Source organism: Microbacterium oxydans, from assembly GCF_000956405.1.
Lineage (GTDB): Bacteria > Actinomycetota > Actinomycetes > Actinomycetales > Microbacteriaceae > Microbacterium > Microbacterium oxydans_C.
Map to the genome: position 1 here is coordinate 18,685 of NZ_JYIV01000025.1, position 17,370 is coordinate 36,054.

Annotated in this window: 18 protein-coding genes; 15 read left to right on the top strand and 3 right to left on the bottom strand. The window is 68.4% G+C overall.

All coding sequences use genetic code 11. The features are described 5' to 3' along the window. Positions 1 to 97 precede the first annotated feature (97 nt). The 7 genes from RN51_RS08785 (at position 98) to glmM (ending at position 6,310) form a co-directional block, all read left to right on the top strand. Positions 98 to 1,639 (top strand): APC family permease, encoded by a 1,542-nt coding sequence (locus RN51_RS08785; protein WP_045263674.1) that lies wholly within the window; start codon positions 98 to 100, stop codon positions 1,637 to 1,639. 2 nt (positions 1,640 to 1,641) lie between these two features. Further along, entirely contained in the window at positions 1,642 to 2,109 is a 468-nt protein-coding gene (rraA, locus tag RN51_RS08790) for a ribonuclease E activity regulator RraA (RefSeq protein WP_045263675.1), read from the top strand. A gap of 44 nt (positions 2,110 to 2,153) precedes the next feature. Continuing rightward, entirely contained in the window at positions 2,154 to 2,996 is an 843-nt protein-coding gene (gene truA / locus RN51_RS08795; protein WP_045263676.1) for a tRNA pseudouridine(38-40) synthase TruA, read from the top strand. A 129-nt stretch (positions 2,997 to 3,125) separates the two neighbouring features. Beyond that, positions 3,126 to 3,794: an endonuclease/exonuclease/phosphatase family protein gene (locus tag RN51_RS08800; protein ID WP_045263677.1), complete on the top strand. Its 669-nt coding sequence runs from the start codon at positions 3,126 to 3,128 to the stop codon at positions 3,792 to 3,794. A gap of 183 nt (positions 3,795 to 3,977) precedes the next feature. After that, positions 3,978 to 4,424: a 50S ribosomal protein L13 gene (gene rplM / locus RN51_RS08805; protein WP_045263678.1), complete on the top strand. Its 447-nt coding sequence runs from the start codon at positions 3,978 to 3,980 to the stop codon at positions 4,422 to 4,424. A gap of 27 nt (positions 4,425 to 4,451) precedes the next feature. After that, positions 4,452 to 4,937, top strand: a complete 486-nt coding sequence (rpsI, locus tag RN51_RS08810; protein ID WP_045263679.1) for a 30S ribosomal protein S9 — start codon at positions 4,452 to 4,454, stop codon at positions 4,935 to 4,937. A 14-nt stretch (positions 4,938 to 4,951) separates the two neighbouring features. Beyond that, positions 4,952 to 6,310 carry a phosphoglucosamine mutase gene (glmM, locus tag RN51_RS08815; RefSeq protein WP_045263680.1) on the top strand — a complete coding sequence of 453 codons (1,359 nt, stop codon included), beginning with the start codon at positions 4,952 to 4,954 and terminating at the stop codon, positions 6,308 to 6,310. Between the two features lie 31 nt (positions 6,311 to 6,341). Here glmM and RN51_RS17995 read toward each other — a convergent pair whose 3' ends face one another. Continuing rightward, a complete protein-coding gene (locus RN51_RS17995) occupies positions 6,342 to 7,148 on the bottom strand; it encodes a helix-turn-helix transcriptional regulator (RefSeq protein ID WP_156149151.1) in 807 nt (268 codons plus the stop codon). A gap of 298 nt (positions 7,149 to 7,446) precedes the next feature. Then, positions 7,447 to 8,391 (bottom strand): Ppx/GppA phosphatase family protein, encoded by a 945-nt coding sequence (locus tag RN51_RS08825; protein ID WP_045263681.1) that lies wholly within the window; start codon positions 8,389 to 8,391, stop codon positions 7,447 to 7,449. Between the two features lie 51 nt (positions 8,392 to 8,442). On the opposite strand from RN51_RS08825, the gene coaA reads away from it, so the two are divergent. The 8 genes from coaA (at position 8,443) to RN51_RS08865 (ending at position 17,102) form a co-directional block, all read left to right on the top strand. Continuing rightward, positions 8,443 to 9,396: a type I pantothenate kinase gene (gene coaA, locus RN51_RS08830; protein ID WP_045263682.1), complete on the top strand. Its 954-nt coding sequence runs from the start codon at positions 8,443 to 8,445 to the stop codon at positions 9,394 to 9,396. 63 nt (positions 9,397 to 9,459) lie between these two features. Next, positions 9,460 to 11,307: a glutamine--fructose-6-phosphate transaminase (isomerizing) gene (glmS, locus tag RN51_RS08835; RefSeq protein ID WP_045263683.1), complete on the top strand. Its 1,848-nt coding sequence runs from the start codon at positions 9,460 to 9,462 to the stop codon at positions 11,305 to 11,307. 95 nt (positions 11,308 to 11,402) lie between these two features. After that, positions 11,403 to 11,762 (top strand): holo-ACP synthase, encoded by a 360-nt coding sequence (locus RN51_RS08840; protein ID WP_045263684.1) that lies wholly within the window; start codon positions 11,403 to 11,405, stop codon positions 11,760 to 11,762. Further along, positions 11,759 to 12,865: an alanine racemase gene (gene alr, locus RN51_RS08845; RefSeq protein ID WP_045263685.1), complete on the top strand. Its 1,107-nt coding sequence runs from the start codon at positions 11,759 to 11,761 to the stop codon at positions 12,863 to 12,865. Before RN51_RS08840 ends, alr begins: the two co-directional genes overlap by 4 nt. Next, the gene (tsaE, locus tag RN51_RS08850) at positions 12,862 to 13,344 is read left to right on the top strand and encodes a tRNA (adenosine(37)-N6)-threonylcarbamoyltransferase complex ATPase subunit type 1 TsaE (protein WP_045263686.1); all 483 of its coding nucleotides are present in this window, start codon (positions 12,862 to 12,864) and stop codon (positions 13,342 to 13,344) included. Before alr ends, tsaE begins: the two co-directional genes overlap by 4 nt. Continuing rightward, entirely contained in the window at positions 13,341 to 14,144 is an 804-nt protein-coding gene (locus RN51_RS08855) for a response regulator transcription factor (protein WP_045263687.1), read from the top strand. Before tsaE ends, RN51_RS08855 begins: the two co-directional genes overlap by 4 nt. A gap of 208 nt (positions 14,145 to 14,352) precedes the next feature. Beyond that, a complete protein-coding gene (locus RN51_RS08860) occupies positions 14,353 to 15,951 on the top strand; it encodes a sensor histidine kinase (protein ID WP_045263688.1) in 1,599 nt (532 codons plus the stop codon). Beyond that, positions 15,948 to 17,102, top strand: a complete 1,155-nt coding sequence (locus tag RN51_RS08865; RefSeq protein ID WP_045263689.1) for a hypothetical protein — start codon at positions 15,948 to 15,950, stop codon at positions 17,100 to 17,102. The genes RN51_RS08860 and RN51_RS08865 overlap by 4 nt, the downstream gene beginning before the upstream one ends. 16 nt (positions 17,103 to 17,118) lie before the next feature. Here RN51_RS08865 and csrA read toward each other — a convergent pair whose 3' ends face one another. Next, a complete protein-coding gene (gene csrA / locus RN51_RS18795) occupies positions 17,119 to 17,370 on the bottom strand; it encodes a carbon storage regulator CsrA (protein WP_045263690.1) in 252 nt (83 codons plus the stop codon).

The window sequence follows — 17,370 nt, forward strand, 5'->3', positions numbered from 1 at the left end:
CCACGGATTCCGTTGTGAACGGGTCTTCTTTGCTTCGGATTCATGCCGTCGAAGAAAGCCGTTGACGCGAGAACCGTTGTGGCTCTACTGTTCTGACATGGCAGCAACGACGCCGATTCATCTGGAACGACCCGACGGCAAGGGTCTGGCTGCGGGCACACTGGGACTGTGGGGATCGACCGTGATCGGTCTGGCCTCGACGGCGCCGGTGTACTCGCTCGTGGCGACGCTCGGCTTCGTGGTGCTCGCGGTGGGGGCACAGGCGCCCATCGCGTTCATCATCGCCTTCGTGCCGATGCTCCTGATCGCCTTCGCATACCGCGAGCTCAACAACGCCGTCCCCGACTGCGGTACGACCTTCACCTGGGGGACCAAGGCGTTCGGCCCATGGGTCGGATGGATGGGCGGATGGGGAGTCGCGGTCGCGGGGATGGTCGTGCTCGCCAACCTCGCGCAGATCGCCTCCGTCTACTTCTGGTCGCTGATCGGTCAGGACCTGGAGAACAACGACTGGCGCGTCGTGGTCGTCGCCGTGCTCTTCATCGCGGCGATGACCTGGGTCAGCTGGCGCGGTGTCGAGATCGGTGAGCGCATCCAGAACATCCTCCTCGCGATCCAGTACCTGGCACTGGCGATCTTCATCGTCGCGGCCCTGTGGCAGTTCTTCGCCGGCACCGCTCCGAACGCCACGCCCTTCGATTGGGAGTGGATGAACCCGTTCGCCTTCACAGACTGGTCGGGGTTCACCGAGGCGATCCTCCTGGCGCTGTTCATCTACTGGGGCTGGGACACCTGTCTCGCCCTCAACGAGGAGACGAAGGACCCGAAGCGCATCCCGGGTCGCGCCGCCCTCCTGACCACGGTGATCCTGCTGTTCACCTACGTCGCGGTGACCATCGCCGCCATGATGTACGCCGGACTCGGCGAAGACGGCACCGGTCTCGGCAACGAGGCCAACGCCGACGACTTCTTCCTCGCGATCAAGGACGGGCTGCTCGGTCCGTTCGGCTGGGTGCTGGTGGTGTCCGTGATCATCTCCGCCATCTCGTCGACCCAGACCACGATCCTGCCGACCGCCCGTGGAACGCTCGCGATGGGCGTCTACCGCGCGCTGCCCGCCAAGTTCAAGGAGGTGCACCCGACCTACAAGACCCCCTCGTTCTCGACCATCGTCATGGGTGTGGTCGCCTCGGTCTACTACGTCGGGATGACGCTGATCAGTGACAACATCCTGCAGGACTCGATCCTGTCCCTCGGTCTCGCGATCGCGTTCTACTACGCCATCACCGGCTTCGCGTGCGTCTGGTACTTCCGCAAGGACCTCACCTCTTCCACCCGGGATTTCTTCTTCAAGGGACTGTTCCCGCTGCTGGGCGGGCTCATGCTCGCGTGGGCCTTCGTCCAGTCGGCCATCGACATGTGGGATGTCGACTACGGCTACACCGTCCTGTTCGGTATCGGGGGCACTTTCGTCATCGGTGTCGGCTCGCTGGCGTTCGGTCTGGTGCTGATGTTCGTCTGGTACCTCTTCCCTCGCTCGAAGCGCTTCTTCCGTGGCGAGAGCCTGAACCGCGACACCGAGGTGATGGTGCCGGACGAGCCTGCCGTGACGATCCGGTCGATCGACGGAGGCATCTGAGCATGCCGGTCGCGACGGCGGACCTCTACGACGAGCTCGGGGAGGGGATCCAGTCGCTCGCGCTGCAGCTGCGGTCGTTCGGCCGGAGGTCGGCATTCGACGGACCGATCCGCACCGTTCGCTGCTTCGAGGACAACGCTCTCGTGAAGGCGGTGCTGGCGACCCCCGGCGCCGGCTTGGTGCTGGTCGTCGACGGCGCTGGATCGCTGGAGACGGCGCTGATGGGCGACCTGATCGCGGCGTCTGCCGTGGCGAACGAGTGGGCGGGCGTCGTGATCAACGGCGCGATCCGCGACAGCGTCGCGATCGATGCCCTCGACCTGGGCGTCAAGGCGCTCGGGACGAATCCTCGCAAGAGCGCGAAGCTCGGGGCCGGTGAGACGGATGTCGCGCTCGTGATCGAGGGCGTGGTGTTCCGACCAGGGGCGCATCTCTACAGCGATCAGGACGGCATCCTGGTCGAACGCTGAGGAGCGTCGGGTCGGCCGAGGGGTGTTTGTCCTAGGCTTGCCGAGTGCGCATCCGGCTCGACATCGCCTACGACGGCACCCACTTCCGCGGGTGGGCGAAACAACCGACTCTGCGCACCGTGCAGGGCACGTTGGAGGCCGCGCTCGCGCGCATCGTGGGCTCGGACGTGCAGTTCGTGGTCGCTGGTCGCACCGACGCCGGCGTGCACGCGAGCGGTCAGGTCGCGCACGTCGACCTCGACGAGAAGCAGTGGTCGCGCATCGAGGCCAGGCAGGGCAGGGCTCCGCTGGAGCCGGCGGAGACCATCGCCGGCCGCATGCGGGGTGTGCTCGGCGCCTACTCGGATGTGACGGTCACGCGGACGTCGATCGCGCCGGAGGGCTTCGACGCGCGATTCTCCGCCGTCTGGCGACGCTATCGTTATCGCCTCGCGGACGGCCAGGCGGGGTACGACCCGCTGCGGCGCCACGACACGACCGTCGTCCGCGGCCGCCTGGATGAGCGCGCGATGGATGCTGCGGCGCGGACTCTGATCGGACTCCACGACTTCGCGGCGTACTGCAAGCCTCGTGAGGAGGCGACGACGATCCGCACGCTGCTCGACTACCGCTGGGAGCGCGACGCCGACGGCGTGCTCGTCGCGGAGGTCAAGGCCGACGCGTTCTGCCACAGCATGGTGCGCGCACTCGTCGGAGCGTGCGTGGCGGTCGGGGAGGGGCGCCTCGACGTCGACGACCTCGTGGTGCTGCGCGATGCCCTCACCCGCACCAGCGAGTTCAAGGTGCTGGCGGCACGGGGGCTGATCCTCACCGAGGTCGGGTACCCCGCCGACGACCTGCTCTCTTCACGGGCGGCCCAGACACGCGCGCGTCGAGACCGGGACTGACGCGCGACCTGCCGGCGACCCCTGGCACCCTGAGCGCGTGAGCCGCACGGGAGCGGCCACTAGCGCAGACGTTTCACCGCGTGCAACCCGGAGCCGATGCACAGCGTGCCGGAGTAGCGTTGAACGGTCATGAAGGTCATCTCGTACAACCTCCAGAAGCATCGAGCCGCGGGCGAGCTCGCGACTCTGGTGCGCGAGCACGATCCCGACATCCTCTGCTTGCAGGAGTGCGATGTCCCTGCGCTGCCGGCGCAGATCGGCGACCTCGTGCTCGCCGACGCCACCCAGGGCAATCGTCTCGGGCTCGCGCTCTTCTACCGTGCGAGCACGTTCCACCTGCAGGCGATCCGCATGCTCGGCCTCAAGAAGTCCCTGCACGACCGGATCGCGAAACCCGCTCACGAGCGCGTGCTCGGCGCGCGACTGCGTGACATCGACGACGGTCAGGACTTCATCGTCGCCTCCTTCCACGCGGCTCCGCTGACCGCGTTGAACTCCCTGCGTCGTCACCAGATCCGTGCCGCGCTCACCGAGCTCGCCGCGCTCGGCCACGGATTGCCGCAGTTGATGGTCGGCGATTACAACTATCCGATCTTCAAGGAGAATCTCGGCCAGGCCGTGCGCGACCACGGGTACGCACTCTCCCTCAGTGACGACCACACCTACACGCGCTACCGGGTGTTCCGCGGCCACTACGACTTCGCCACGTCGACGGGCTTCGACATCGAACGCATCACGACCCTGCCGCAGGGAGCGAGCGATCACCGCCCGATCCTCGTCACGGTCAAGCCCGACTGAGCGGTGGTTTGGGCATACGGCACCGGTGGCGTATGATTTCCCTTTGGTGCCTTTCCCCGTCCGCGGAGAAGGTGCATCGTCCGAACGTGAGCCCTCCACTGGCGTGTTCCTCCCCGTCGGGAAGAACCACCCCGGAGTGGGATTCACGAACTTCTCCGTTCGACACAAGAAAGCAGCACTATCGTGACGCGCACTTACACTCCCAAGGCTGGCGAAGTCCAGCGCGATTGGGTCGTCATCGACGCCACCGACGTCGTTCTCGGCCGTCTGGCTTCGCACGCCGCTACGCTCCTGCGTGGCAAGCACAAGCCGACCTTCGCCAACCACATCGACTCGGGTGACTTCGTCATCATCGTGAACGCCGACAAGGTCGCGCTCACCGGTCAGAAGCTCCAGAAGAAGCTGGCTTACCGCCACTCCGGCTACCCGGGCGGCCTGAAGTCGGTCACCTACGCCGAGCTCCTCGAGAAGAACCCGGTCCGCGCTGTCGAGAAGGCCATCCGTGGCATGCTCCCCAAGAACAGCATCGGCCGCCAGCAGCTGTCCAAGCTCAAGGTGTACGTCGGTGCCGAGCACCCGCACGCTGCACAGCAGCCGACGCCGTACACCCTCGACCAGGTCGCCCAGTAAGCGCCGTAAAGACTTAAGGACATACTCGTGGCTGACATCCAGGACACCACCGAAACCCCCCAGAACTTCTCGACGTCGACTCCCGAGACCGACGCGGTCGAGGCGGCTCCCCGCCCCGTCCTCAGCGTCCCGGGCGCCGCTGTCGGCCGTCGCAAGCAGGCCATCGCCCGCGTGCGCATCGTCCCCGGCTCGGGCACGATCACGGTCAACGGCCGCACGATCGAGGACTACTTCCCGAACAAGCTGCACCAGCAGCTGATCAACGACCCGTTCACCGTGCTGAACCTCGCCGGTGCATACGACGTCATCGCGCGCATCTCCGGCGGAGGCCCCTCGGGCCAGGCCGGTGCGCTTCGCCTCGGCATCGCCCGTTCGCTGAACGGCATCGACGAGGAGAACAACCGTCCGACCCTGAAGAAGGCCGGCTTCCTCTCGCGCGACGCTCGCGTGAAGGAGCGCAAGAAGGCTGGACTCAAGAAGGCCCGTAAGGCGCCTCAGTACTCGAAGCGTTAAGGTCAACTGCTCCGATGCCGATCTTTGGCACGGACGGTGTGCGAGGGCTCGCCAATGGCATCCTCACCGCCGACCTGGCGCTCACCCTGGCCCAGGCGACTGCTGTCGTCCTGGGCCAGGGCCGTACTGCGGAGGCTCGCAAGGCTGAAGGCAAGCGACTCACCGCAGTGGTCGCCCGCGATCCCAGGGTCTCCGGGCATTTCATCGCCGCATCAGTCGCCGCCGGTCTCGCCTCCTCGGGAGTGGACGTGCTCGAGGCGGGAGTCATTCCGACGCCCGCGCTCGCGTTCCTCGTCGCCGACCGTGACGCCGACTTCGGTGTGATGATCTCGGCATCGCACAACGCCGCCCCCGACAACGGGATCAAGATCTTCGCGCGCGGGGGCCGCAAGCTTCCCGACGAGGTCGAGCGGCGCATCGAAGAGGCCATGTCCGGCGAGAAACTGCGTCCGACGGGCGCCGGTGTGGGACGCATCGATCGGTTCTCCGACGCCGAGGACCGCTACGTCATGCACCTACTCGGGTCGCTCCCGAACCGCCTGGACGGTATCCACGTGGTGCTCGACTGCGCCCACGGAGCCGCCTCAGGTGTCTCCCCGGAGACGTTTCGCGATGCGGGAGCCGAGGTCACCGTCATCGGTGCCGATCCCGACGGCTGGAACATCAACGACGGCGTCGGCTCGACCCATCTCGACAACCTCGCCGAGGCCGTCGTGCGGTTGGGGGCCGACATCGGCATCGCCCACGACGGCGACGCCGATCGCTGCCTCGCCGTGGATGCCGAGGGCAACCACATCGACGGCGACCAGATCATGGCCATCCTCGCGGTCTCCATGAAGGAGCGCGGACACCTGACCGACGACACCCTCGTCGCGACGGTGATGAGCAACCTGGGTCTGCACGTCGCCATGCGCGAGCACGGCATCACCGTGCGCCAGACCGCTGTGGGTGACCGCTACGTGCTCGAGGACATGAACGAGGGCGGATATGCGCTCGGCGGAGAGCAGTCCGGGCACGTGATCATGAGCGAGTACGCCACCACAGGCGACGGAATCCTCACCGGCCTGCACCTGGTCGCCGAGATGGCGCGGCAGCAGAAGTCGATCGCCGAGCTCGCATCGGTCATGACGGTGTACCCGCAGGTGCTGATCAACGTGCGCGACGTCGACAAGGACCGTGTGTCGGAGGACGAGGTCGTGCAGCAGGCCGTGCGCGACATCGAGTCCGAACTCGGCGACTCCGGAAGGGTGCTGCTGCGCAAGTCCGGCACCGAGCCGCTGGTGCGGGTGATGGTCGAGGCCTCCGACGCGGAGTCCGTGCACGCCTACGCCGGCCGCCTCGCCGAGGTCGTGCAGGAACGTCTGTCGCTCTGACCCCGTGATCGAAAACGGCCGACCGCTGATCTCAGCGGTCGGCCGTTTCGCGTTCACCGTTGTGCTGTGCGGTGCCGCGGTGGGTGCGCAACGCCCGGGGCGTGGCACCGTAGTCCTCCTCGATGGCGCGACGCAGGCTGATGGGAGAGGCGAAGCCCGAGCGCTGCGAGATCTGCTCGACGGTCAGATCGTCGAATCTGCTGTCGGTGAGCAGCGAGCGAGCCAGGCGTGCCCGACGGTGTCTGATCTCCCCGGCGACCGTGTTCTCCACCTCGGCGAAGACCACCTGGAGCTGGCGGAGGGAGGTCTGCACCTCGCGGGCGACCCGTGCTGGGTTCAGTCCGGGGTCGCCGCACTGCTGCGCGATGAGAGCGACCGCACGATCGCGGAGAGCGGCGTGAGCGGAGCGCGGTCCGGATGCGGTATCGACGCGGTCGAGCAGCACCGCTCCGCTCATCTCCACGATCAGGTGCTCCATCGCATACCGTTCGATGGGCGTGGGGTCGTCGTCGACGGCCAGCACCTGCTCGATGAAAGCCTGCATCGCCCGATCGAGAGGGCGTCGCTCTTCCAGGACCCAGGCTTCGGAGGGCAGCGCGGCGACGAACGCCCCCAGCGCGGCGCGGGGGACGTACGCGGCGGTGATGTGCCATGAACCCACGCAGCGCACCCGTTCGGTGATGCCGGGCGGCGCGACCACGAGCCCGCTCTCGACGGGTGTCCACGGGCCGTTCTGTTCCTTCGCCGAGAGCGCGGCGGCGTCGACGAAGGCGAGGATCGCGTGGTCGGGGTGCGTCGCCGTGGTGTCGATCGCGAGCTCCGTGGTGCTGCCCTGCATGGACAACAGGGTCACGGGCCCCGGCGCGCGCTTCGTCGCCCGAAGGGATGCGAGGCCCTCCACTGCGTGCACACCGTGCGCGCTCAACTCCGTCGAACCGACCGTCGTCGCATCTCCTGGAACCACTCAGCACCCCCCGACGCCGATGATCACGGGACGGCATCGACCATCTGGTCGGTCCGCCGGGCGTTCACCTCCCGTCCTCCTCCGTGCGGTCGGGCGGGTGCTCGCTTGGGTCAGAGGATACCGGCGCGCAGGCGGCGGCAACAGGAGATGTTCATCTCGGGTCACGTGTCGCTCAGCGGCGAGAGTCGCTCCAGCTCAGCTGCTCGATGTACCGCAGCAGCACGCCCTCGCGCAACGCCCACGGTGAGACCTCGAGCTCGTCCACGTCGAGCGCGGTCATCGCGGCATGCAGAGACACCGCCGCTGCCACGATCTGGAACGTCCGATCAGGCGTGATGCCGGGCAGCTCCTGCCGGGCGGAGGCGGGTAGACGGGCGAGGCGGGGGATCCAGGAACCGAGCGCTGCGCGGGGGAGGAGCATCCGCTCGCTTCCGGACCATCCCTGGGCCGGGTATCCGACCAACCGGGCCAAGGATCGGATGGCCTTCGACGATCCCACGACGTGGTCGGGGCGGGAGAGCGCGGCGAACTTCGGCAGCACGGCGGCCAGAGTCGCGGTCGCGTGGATGCGCAGTCGTTCGACATCGGCCTCGCCGGGAGGGTCGTCCGGCAGGAACTGCACGGTCATACGTCCGGCGCCCAGAGGCACCGAGACGGCTGCATCCGGCAGCTCCTCGGCTCCCGCGGCGATCTCCAGCGAGCCCCCGCCGATGTCGAGGAGCAGGAGTTGGCCCGCTGACCAGCCGAACCAGCGTCGCACCGCGAGGAAGGTCAGCTCGGCCTCCGTCTCGCCGTCGAGGACCTGGAGCGGCTGGCCCAGGGCAGCTTCGATGCGGGCGATGACGTCAGCGCCGTTGCGAGCATCCCGCACCGCGCTGGTCGCGGTGGCGAGCAACGCATCGACGCGTTCGCTCTCCGCCACCCGTCGCGCCTGCGCGACCGCGGCTTCGAGTGCCACGACGCCCTCCTCCGCGATGGCGCCGTCGGGGGTGAGGTAGCGCATGAGGCGCAGCACCGTCCTGTCGCTCGTCGTCGCGAGCGGGCGTCCGCCAGGGCGGACGTCGGCCGCGAGCATGTGGACGGTGTTGGATCCGATGTCGAGGACTCCCAGGCGCACGGGATGAGAATACTCTCCAGCCGGGCGTCGACCCGTGAGCGCGCCGATACGATGGTCTCCGTGACCACCGTCGACCCCACGCTGCCGCTGTCTCCGTATCGGGAGATCGGGCGTGCGGAATGGGCGCGCCTCGCCGCCGGGCTCGACCAGCCGCTCACCGAGACCGAGGTCGTCGAGCTGCGGGGCATCGGGGACCGCCTCTCGCTCACCGAGGTGCGCGAGGTGTATCTGCCGCTGAGCCGACTCCTCAGCCTCTACGCGACGTCGACCAAGCGGCTGGGCGCCGCGACCTCGTCGTTCCTCCAGGAGGACGACACCACCACGCCGTTCGTCGTGGGCGTCGCCGGTTCGGTCGCCGTCGGCAAGTCGACGATCGCGCGCCTGCTGCGTGAACTCATGAGCCGCTGGCCGGGAACGCCGAGGGTGGAACTGGTGACCACGGACGGGTTCCTCTACCCGAACGCGGAGCTCGAGCGCCGCGGCATCATGGATCGCAAGGGCTTCCCCGAGTCCTACGACCGCCGTGCGCTGATCGAGTTCCTCACCGAGGTCAAGAGCGGTGCTGCAGAGGTGCGGGCTCCGTTCTACTCCCACATGCGGTACGACATCGTGCCGGACGCGAACGTCGTGGTGCGGCGTCCCGATGTCGTCATCGTCGAGGGGCTGAACGTGCTGCAGCCGCCACCCGCTCCGAACGACGTGGCCGTGAGCGACCTGTTCGACTTCTCGATCTTCGTCGACGCCGACACCTCGCACATCGAGAAGTGGTATGTCGACCGCTTCCTCGCACTCCGCCAGGCCGCGTTCAGCAACCCCTCGTCGTACTTCAACGTGTTCGCGCACCTCACCGACGAGGAGGCGATCACCACTGCACTGGGATATTGGAACGAGATCAACATGCCGAATCTGGTGGAGAACGTGATGCCCACCCGGCACCGTGCACGGCTCGTCCTGCGCAAGGGCGCGGATCACGACGTGGAGAGCGTGCTGCTGCGCAAGCTCTGAGGCCGCCCGCCGACGCCGGATTGTACGGACGGCTCGCAAAAAACGCGTCTTACTCTTGATCCCATGTGTGGAATCGTCGGATACGTGGGCCCGCGGCCCAGCCAGGACATCCTTCTCGCAGGCCTTGCACGCCTGGAGTATCGCGGATACGACTCTGCCGGAGTAGCGGTCATCGACGGCACCGGTGCGCTCGGGATGCGCAAGAAGGCGGGAAAGCTCGCCGTGCTGCGCGACTCGCTCGCCGATGCGCCGCTCCCCGACGGATCGACCGGCATCGGGCACACCCGCTGGGCGACGCACGGGGGCCCGACGGACGGCAACGCGCACCCGCACCTCGCCGACGACGACAAGCTCGCGGTCATCCACAACGGCATCATCGAGAACTTCGCGGCATTGCGCGACGAACTCCTCGCCGACGGCGTCGTGTTCCGCAGCGAGACCGACACCGAGGTCGCCGCGGCCCTGCTCGGGCGGGAGTACGCGTCCAACGGGGGCGACCTTCAGCTTGCCTTCCGCAGCATCGTGAATCGCCTCGAGGGTGCGTTCACCCTGTTGGCGATGCACCAGGATCACCCGGGTCTCGTCGTCGGCGCCCGCCGCAACTCACCGCTCGTGATCGGACTCGGCGAGGGCGAGAACTACCTCGGCTCCGACGTCGCCGCCTTCATCGAGCACACGCGCAAGGCGCTCGCGATCGGCCAGGACCAGATCGTCTCGATCACCCCGGACTCCGTCACGGTCACCGACTTCGCCGGTACGCCCGTCGAGCCCGAGCCCTTTGACGTGTCATGGGACGCGGCCGCCGCTGAGAAGGGCGGATGGTCGAGCTTCATGGCCAAGGAGGTCGCGGAGCAGCCCGAGGCGGTGGCGAACACCATCCGCGGGCGCATCCACGAAGGCCAGGTCGTGATCCCCGAGCTCGACGGTCTGGATGAGCTCTTCGTCGGCATCAACAGGGTGATCATCACCGCCTGCGGCACGGCCTCGTACGCGGCGCTGGTCGGCAAGTACGCGATCGAGCAGTGGGCGCGTGTGGCGGTCGACGTCGAGCTCGCGCACGAGTTCCGCTACCGCGATCCCGTGATCGGCGCCGACACCCTCGTCGTGTCGATCAGCCAGTCGGGCGAGACGATGGACACGCTGATGGCGGTGAAGTACGCCCGCGAACGCGGCGCACGTACGCTGTCCATCTGCAACACGCAGGGGGCCACCATCCCGCGTGAGTCCGACGCCGTGGTCTACACGCACGCCGGTCCCGAGGTCGCTGTGGCCTCGACCAAGGCGTTCTCGGCGCAGATCACCGCGCTCCTGCTGCTCGGCCTGCACATGGGCCGGGTTCGCGGCACCGTGGTCGACGCCTCGATCGACGCGGCAGAGCTCGCCGCACTCCCCGAGAAGATCGCCAAGGTCCTCGACAGCGAGCAGGAGCACGTGACGCAGCTCGCCGGCTGGATGGCCGACACTCGTTCGGTGCTCTTCCTCGGTCGTCACGTGGGCTTCCCGATCGCCCTCGAGGGTGCGCTCAAGCTCAAGGAGATCTCCTACATCCACGCCGAGGGCTTCGCCGCCGGCGAGCTCAAGCACGGTCCGATCGCGCTGATCGAGCCGGGGCAGCCCGTGTTCGTGCTGGTGCCGTCGCCGCGCCACTCCGCGCTCGTGCACTCCAAGGTCGTCTCGAACATCCAGGAGATCCGCGCCCGCGGTGCCCGCGTGATCGTGGTGGCGGAAGAGGGCGACGCCGCCGTTCTGCCCTTCGCCGACGAGGTCATCCGCATCCCGCTCGCCGGGGCGATGTTCGAGCCGCTGCTCGCTGTCGTGCCGCTGCAGATCTTCGCGATGGCGCTGGCGACCGCGAAGGGTCTCGACGTGGACCAGCCGCGCAACCTCGCGAAGTCGGTCACGGTCGAGTAGACCCGGCCTTCGAATCGCGCAAATGGCTTCGTTTCCAGGGGAAACGGAGCCATTTGGGCGATTTGAACCGGAATCATGCTCGGTAGGCTGAACGGGTGATCATCGGAACCGGCATCGACCTCGTGGACATCCCGCGGTTCGAGCGGACGATGGAACGGACGCCGCGGTTGCGTGAACGTCTTTTCGCGCCGTCGGAGCGCACCCTGCGGCTGCCATCTCTCGCCGCGCGCTACGCCGCCAAGGAGGCGTTGATCAAGACGCTGGGCGGATCGGACGGCGTGCACTGGACCGAGATCGAGATCGCCTCCGAACCCTCCGGCCGCCCGCACTTCGTGCTCACCGGATCGACGGCCGCCGTCGTCGCGGAACGAGGCATCCTCACGCTGCATCTGACCCTCACCCACGACGCCGGCCTCGCTGCGGCGTTCGTCGTCGCCGAAGGAGCACCGCTGTGACCGTCCCCTTCCGAGAAGCGACCGTCGATCTCGATGCCATCGCCGACAACGTCCGGCACTTCCGACGCCTCACCGGCGTCGAGGTGATCGCCATCGTGAAAGCCAATGCCTACGGTCACGGCGCAGCTTCAGCGGCGGTGGCCGCGCTCTCGGCCGGCGCCACGCGGATCGGTGTCGCCGAGATCCCCGAGGCACTCGAGCTGCGCAGGCAGGGCGTGCATGCGCCGATCATGGCGTGGCTGCACGCACCGGGGGAGAGGTTCGAGCACGCCGCAGCCCAGGACATCGAGGTCGGTATCTCGTCGTTCGATCAGCTGGAGGCGGCCGGTGCGGCCGCTGCCGTCGACCGGCCGGTCGGTGTGCACCTGAAGTTCGAGACGGGGCTGTCGCGCAACGGCATCGCCCCGGCGGACTGGGGGCGTGTGCTGGCGGAGGCGGCGCGTCTCGAGCGCATCGGGCGCCTGCGCATCGTCGGGCTCTTCAGCCATCTCTCCAACACCTCCGTGGACGACGACAGAGCCGCGCTCGCGAAGTTCGAGGAGGGGGTCGCGACCGCTGCGTCGTTCGGCATCCACCCCGAGATCCGGCACATCGCAGCCACCGCCGCTGCGATAGACCTGCCCGAGATGCGCCTCGATGCCGTGCGGATCGGCGTGGGCCTCTACGGGCTCTCGCCCTTCGACGACCGCAGCTCCGCTGAACTCGGGCTGCGTCCGGCCATGACCCTCCGTGGCGCGATCGCCGCCGTCCGTCGCGTGCCGGCGGGGACAGGGGTCTCCTACGGATACGACCACCGCACCGACCGGGACACCACGCTCGTGCTGGTGCCGCTCGGATACGCCGACGGCGTGCCGCGCAACGCCTCGGGGAAGCTCCCTGTCTCGATCGGCGGGCGCCGGTTCCTGAACGTCGGACGCATCGCCATGGATCAGTTCGTGGTCGATGTCGGTGACACGCCCGTCTCGATCGGCGACGAAGTGGTGCTGTTCGGCGACCCCACGCTCGGTGTGCCCTCGGCCACGGACTGGGCGGAAGCCGCCGACACCATCAACTACGAGATCGTCACCAGGATCGGCCACCGGGTGCCTCGGAGGACATCGTGAGCGTGGATCCGGCCTTCCTGGGCCGCCGGGAGATCGCGACCGCCGAGGAGATGGAGCAGCTGGGTCTGGGCATCGGCGAGCAGCTCGAGGCGGGCGACCTGCTCGTGCTGACCGGCCCGCTCGGCGCGGGGAAGACCACGTTCACCCGTGGGCTCGCCGAGGGGCTGGGAGTGCGCGGTCCCGTGCAGAGCCCGACCTTCGTGATCGCCCGCACGCATCCCTCACTCGTCGGACGAGCGCCACTGGTGCACGTCGACGCGTACCGACTCGGCTCCGCCGCCGAGCTCGACGACCTCGACCTCGACCTCGAGCGGTCCGTCGTGGTGGTCGAGTGGGGGCGCGGCATGGCCGAGGAGCTCGCCGACTCGTGGTGGGACATCGAGGTGGAGCGGCCCGTCGGCGCGGCGGACGTCGATCCGTCGGAGCTGGACGCCGACGCACCGCGCTTCGTCACGATCACGCGCGAGAGCATCTCGTGAGCGCGGGGGACGTCCGCGCACTGGTCGCCGTGATCATCGAAGACGACCCGGACGTGCGGTCGCTTCTCGACGAGGTCTTCCTCGCTGCGGGCTTCGAGACGATCCTCACGGGGTCAGGCACGGACGGTCTCGCGGCCGTCGAGCGGCACCGCCCGGTCATCACGACCCTCGACATCAACCTTCCCGGCATCGACGGCTTCGAGGTGGCGCGGCGCATCCGACGGGTCAGCGGCACCTTCATCATCATGCTCTCCGCGCTCTCGGATGAGTCAGACGTGGTGCTGGGGCTCACCTCCGGCGCCGATGAGTATCTGGTGAAGCCGTTCCGGCCGCGAGAGCTGCGGGCCCGGATCGAGGCTCTCCTTCGTCGTCCTCACCTCCCGGACGCCCGCAGCGCTGCGGCCCCGCGCGCACCTGTCGAGTCCGATCCGCTGGCTGACGGTGCGACCGTGCTCACCTGGCGTGGGCGTGTGCACCGAGACCTCAGCCTCGACCTCGACACGCGCATGGTCCTGATCGGCCAACGGCGGATCGACCTCACCCCGACCGAGTTCGATCTGCTCGCCGCGCTGCTCGAGGCGAAGCAGCGCGTGTGCAGCAAGGCCGAGCTCGCCCGCGGGCTGCGGGGCCTCCCCGTCGGCTCGAACGATCATGTGAGCGAACCGGACAAGCGTGCGATCGAGACGCATATCGCGAACCTGCGGCGGAAGCTCGGAGACAGCACGAGCGCCCCCCGCTACGTCGAGACCGTGCGCGGGGTCGGCTATCGCCTGACCCCCGCATCGATCGAACCGAACTGAGCCGGGCGGAGCCGCGGCTCCCCAGCCGCGGCCCCGGATGCCTGCGAATCCCCACTCGCCTGGCCCCGGCGTCTGCGTTGTTCCCCAGTCGCAGTTTCGGCCCCACTCAGAATGCTAGGGGTGCGAAGCCGCCCGAAGAGCGGGCTGTACCGATCTTTGAGTAATCTTGCGGGAAAGCTGAGGATCGACCGGAGGGCGGGCGAAGAGCATGATCCGCACCGTGTCGATCTGGCGTTGGCAGCTGGTGTTCATGGGCAGCATCGTGGCCATCGTGGTGATGATCACCGCCTTCAAGCCGCAGACCTTCGCCAATCCGCTGATCGTCACGGGCATCGCGCTCGTCGTCGTGACCACTGTGGCGACGCTGGCCGTGCCCTGGCATCGGCTTCCGCACAGCGCGGTGGCTGCCGTCCCGCTCCTGGACGCCCTCGCCGTCGGCTTCACGACGAACGCGCCCGACATCCGCCTCGGCTTCCTCTGGGTGTTTCCCGTCGTATGGCTGGCGACCTATTTCTCCCTGCCGTGGGTGCTCGGAGGTATCGCCTTCATCAGCGGCACCCTGGTGGTCTTCGCGGATCAGAACGGCACCCCGGCCGACATCCTGCTGCGGCTTCTGACTCTCGTGATCACGCTCGGGTTCCTCGGCGTCACGGTGCGGATCGGGGCGCAACGTTCGCGCGCGGCGCGGCGGCTCCTCCAGCGACGGTCGGAGCAGGTCAATCGTGCGGCGGAGCGCGCAGAGGCGAACCAGCGTCGGGTCACACAGATCGTGGACGCGCTGGGCGCCGCGCTCGTGGTCGTCACCTCGAGCGGCCGCATCCTGCAGATGAACGACGCCTACAGATCGCTGTACGGACGCGACCGCTTCGGAGCCGCGCTGCCCTCCGCGTCGGTCGAATACGATGCGCGCCGCGGCAACGCCGTACCCCCGACCCAGACGACGCTCGCCAGGGCGGCACGGGGAGAGGCGCTGCATTCCGAGAGGGTGTGGCTGTACGACGGGAGCGGACGCTGGAAAGCGCTCGGGGTGAGCACGCAGCCGATGGCGACCGCGGGCGAGGGCGAGGACATCACCCTGGTCGTGATCGACGACGTGACCGCGATGCTCGAGGTCGAGGAGGAGCGCCGAGCGTTCACCGCGGTCGTCTCGCACGAACTGCGCAACCCGCTCACCGCGATCATCGGCCACGTGGAGCTGCTGCGAGAACGCGAGGACCTGCCGGGCAGGGTGCCCGCTCAGCTCGAGATCATCGCGCACGCGGGCGATCGCATGCAGGAGCTCGTCGGGAGCATCCTGGAGCAGACGAGCCACACGGCCCCGGAGCCGTTCGCCCCCGTCGACCTGCGTGAACTCGTCGAAGCGTCCGCCGCATCCTATGCACCGCTCATCGCCGGGAGCAGGCAGAGTCTCACGATCGAGGGGGAGGGTGGTCTCCTCGTCTCAGGTGATGCCTTCCGCCTCCGTCAGGTGCTGGACAACCTGCTCAGCAACGCCGTCAAGTACACCCCCGCCGGAGGCGACATCACCGTGCAGCTCTCGACAGGACCGGACGGGAGCGCGGAACTCGCGGTCGCCGACAACGGAACGGGGATGACCCAGGAAGACCTCGCGCGCGTGTTCGAGCCGTACTTCCGGGCCGAGAGCGCCATGCGCGCCGGCATCGGCGGAACGGGGCTCGGCATGGGGATCGCGAGGGAGATCGTCGCCACCCACGAGGGCACCATCGAGGTGTGCAGCGAACCGGGCACCGGCACCAGGGTGACACTGCGGTTCCCGCATCGCCCGGCGAAGGAGAACCGCGCATGAGTCCTCTCGTTCCCGTGAGCGTCGACATCACCACGAGCATGGTGGCTGTCGTCACGGTCCTGACCGCGCTGGTGGTCGGGCTCGGCACTCTCGCCCGCCCGAGCCGCGCGACCGTGACGTGGGCCGCTGCCTTCGGGTCTGGCGTGCTCGGTTCCTACCTCTGGCTCGCGGGGCAGCAGACCGACGAGCCTATGCTGCGCGCGGCGGCATCTGCGCTGATGCTGTGCTTCGAGCCGCTGGTATGGATCGGACTGCGGCAGCACTTCGGTCGACGCGCATCCTGGTGGGTGGTGATCCCCTTCCTGGTGGCGGCCCCCGTCCTGCTGGTCGCGACGGCGGGGACACCCGGGTATCTGCCCACATTCCATGCCGTCTTCGTCGCCAGCGGCGTATTCGCGGGCATGGTCGCCTACGAGCTTCTGCGCGGACGACCGGTGGCCAGGGACATCGTCCTGCCCCTGGCGCTCGCCTCGTGCGGTTTCGTCGTCGTGGCGGTCGTGAGCGCCGCCTCCGCCCTCGTGTCCGGCAGCGAGGGGACGCAGGAGCAGCTGAGCGCGCTGCGGGGCATGAACGCCGTGGGGACTCTCGTGGTGAGCACCTGCGCGGCCTTCACCCTCGTCCTGCTGGTGCGGGCCGGGGACAAGGCGGCTGCCGGTGCTGGCACCGAGGGAGCGGACCGCGTCCGCCGACGCCTGCGGAAGGCGGAGGCGCAGAACGATCAACCGTGGTCGATCCTCGACATCCGGCTCGACGATCCCGTCGACCTGCGCGAGGCGTCGACCGGCGCGGCGTTCGCCCGCATCGTCGATCGTTTCCACGAGGACATCGAAGAGGCGCTGCCGGCAGCGGCGGACGCCGACCGGATCGAGGACGGGAGGGCGATCGTCATCATCCGCGCCAGCGACGAGGCTGTGCGCTACCACCTGCGCGCCATGCTCACCCGCATCGCGATCGTCGAACAGGATGCGTCCGCGAACGGTATCCGCTCCTCCGCCAGCATCGGCTGGGCGCCCGTAACCGTCGTCGGCTACGACTACGACCTGCTGCGTGCCGCAGCGGACCGCGCGGCCATCAGAGCCAGAGCCGCCGGCGGCGACCAGTGGAAGCGCGCCAACGCGGACGATCTGAGCGACGTCCGACTGCGCGGCTGACCGCTGCGGGCGCTGACTACGGCGTGCGGGTCTCTCGTCCTCTCGCGAGGGCCGCGACGATCGCATCCTCGGCGTCGGCACCCGTCTCGGCGGCAGCCGACACGTTCTCGGCGACGACCGCTTCGATGATCTCGGTGCGCTGGATGCGCGTCTCGCGCGGCGCCTTCACGCCGATGCGCACGCTGTCGCCCTTGATCTCGAGCAGCGTGACCTCGATGCCGCCGTCGATGCACACGCTCTCACCGATCCGCCTCGTCAACACCAGCAT

Coding starts and splice junctions, on each gene's coding strand:
- RN51_RS08785 (WP_045263674.1), top strand. CDS start 98: ATGGCAGCAACGACGCCGATTCATCTGGAACGACCCGACGGCAAGGGT.
- rraA (WP_045263675.1), top strand. CDS start 1,642: ATGCCGGTCGCGACGGCGGACCTCTACGACGAGCTCGGGGAGGGGATC.
- RN51_RS08800 (WP_045263677.1), top strand. CDS start 3,126: ATGAAGGTCATCTCGTACAACCTCCAGAAGCATCGAGCCGCGGGCGAG.
- glmM (WP_045263680.1), top strand. CDS start 4,952: ATGCCGATCTTTGGCACGGACGGTGTGCGAGGGCTCGCCAATGGCATC.
- RN51_RS17995 (WP_156149151.1), bottom strand. CDS start 7,148: ATGCAGGGCAGCACCACGGAGCTCGCGATCGACACCACGGCGACGCAC.
- coaA (WP_045263682.1), top strand. CDS start 8,443: ATGGTCTCCGTGACCACCGTCGACCCCACGCTGCCGCTGTCTCCGTAT.
- glmS (WP_045263683.1), top strand. CDS start 9,460: ATGTGTGGAATCGTCGGATACGTGGGCCCGCGGCCCAGCCAGGACATC.
- RN51_RS08860 (WP_045263688.1), top strand. CDS start 14,353: ATGATCCGCACCGTGTCGATCTGGCGTTGGCAGCTGGTGTTCATGGGC.
- RN51_RS08865 (WP_045263689.1), top strand. CDS start 15,948: ATGAGTCCTCTCGTTCCCGTGAGCGTCGACATCACCACGAGCATGGTG.
- csrA (WP_045263690.1), bottom strand. CDS start 17,370: ATGCTGGTGTTGACGAGGCGGATCGGTGAGAGCGTGTGCATCGACGGC.